This is a genomic window from Vibrio sp. MMH1-50 (genome assembly GCF_022347645.1).
GTDB lineage: Bacteria > Pseudomonadota > Gammaproteobacteria > Enterobacterales > Vibrionaceae > Vibrio > Vibrio harveyi.
Genome location: NZ_JAKRGG010000089.1, coordinates 1 through 1,708, shown reverse-complemented (window position 1 = coordinate 1,708; position 1,708 = coordinate 1). Strand labels below are relative to the sequence as shown.

The following is a 1,708-nucleotide window of genomic DNA, read 5'->3' as shown; positions in this document are numbered from 1 at the left end:
TTTATCCACGTCAGTTATATATTTTCTTTTGAGGCTCAACTTTGTCAAAAGGTATACTTATACCTTATCTGATAAAGGCTTTGTCATTAAGTCACAAAGTACTGTACCGCGTTGGATGAACAATGCTACACAAGCTGTCGGTTGGATTGGAGCTATCGTATGTATATTAATGGTATTACTTGTTGGCCCAATGGCGCTAGCAGGCGCTGGCGCATTTATATTGGTTTCCTTTAAAATGCTTAAACGCCAACCAAATGAAGTAGCCGAAATTAAAGTAGGCGAACGTGAGGATTGGCTGTTCGCCTACTACAACAAAAAGCGTAAAGTGATTCGCTTCTACCACAAGTATGACGAGTGTTCTAAATGGAATCTAGAGAAGCACACCGTCTTCAGAGCTCAAACTCGTGGTTATAGCTACATATTCTTTAGGACTGCTCAAGACCTTGATGCAATGCTAGAGACCCTTTCAAACAAGTACGGCATTGAATGCATTGATTTTCCAGACCATAAAGCGTTTTTTGAAGGAAGACCTGAACCTCGAATTGAAGATATCCCGTCTCGCAGCCTTGAATTTCCGGTAGCTGATACCTTTGACCTTAGGGCTCAAAATGCCCCGCTTCCTGAATGGCGACGTATATACAACGGCAAGTGGCGAACCGAATCTGAGATTGAAAAATCTAAATCTGAACTAACAACAGCCAAGGAGTAACCCTTGGCATATTCACCATTTTATATCACCCCAGAAGAGTTGGCAGTTTATCAAGAGGCGCAAGAGCAAGAAATTCTCACAGGGGACAATATAACAACGTGGCGTAAGTACGATATTGAAGAACCAAATCGATACCTTTATTTGTTCATTTCGATTGTGGCAATGTTGCCGATAATTGTATTTTTCTACTTCCTTGGCTTTTGGTCTAGAGGGTGGGTTAATGATGCCATATCGGTACTTGTCACATTTTTTGTGTACTCGCTAAGCTACTACATGTATGGACGAGACTATCGCTATGACTACATTTTTTCAGATAAAGGCTTTGTGATGAAAAAGCGTCGCAATATGCCTAAATGGATAAATACCGCTACGCAAGCTGTTGGCTGGATAGGCGCAGTGGTATGTGTGGTAATGGTAGCGGTGGTAGGCCCGATGGCATTAGCGGGAGCTGGTGCTCTTATTTTATTCTCATTCGGTATGTTAAAACGCCAGCCTGATGAACCAACAGAAGTGAGAGTTGGAGAGCGAGAAGATTGGCTCTTTGCTGATTACAATAAGAAAAGAAAAGTACTCCAATTCTATTTTAAGTATGATAGGTGCGAATACCAAGATACTGCTCATAAGACTATCTTTCGCTCACAAGATCGATTCGATTGTTACGTTTTCTTTAAAACTGAAGCAGATTTAGAATCCATGGTCACGCAACTTTCAAATATCTACAAACTGGACTGTAAAGAAGTCAATGATCATAAAAAGCTGTTTGAAGCGAAGCCTGAACCTAGACTTTTTACGACTCCTGCTTGTTATCGAGAATATCCTACCAATGAAGTGTTTAATTTAAGGGTTGCGAAAGCGCCACTCCCAGAGTGTAAGTATCTTTACAACGGCAAGTGGCAAACGGAATCTGAGATTGAAAAATCTGAATCTGAACTAACAACAGCCAAGGAGTAACCTTTGGCTTATTTACCTTTTTACATCACGCCAGACGAGCTTTCGGCT

The 1,708-nt window shown here is 41.2% G+C and carries 2 protein-coding genes; both read left to right on the top strand.

Going from position 1 to position 1,708, the window contains the following annotated elements:
* Positions 1-709: hypothetical protein (locus MHO32_RS25655; protein ID WP_239215030.1), on the top strand; the 709-nt coding region annotated here is incomplete at its 5' end.
* A gap of 3 nt (positions 710-712) precedes the next feature.
* A complete protein-coding gene (locus MHO32_RS25650; RefSeq protein ID WP_239215028.1) occupies positions 713-1,660 on the top strand; it encodes a hypothetical protein in 948 nt (315 codons plus the stop codon).
* The last annotated feature ends 48 nt before the right edge of the window (positions 1,661-1,708 follow it).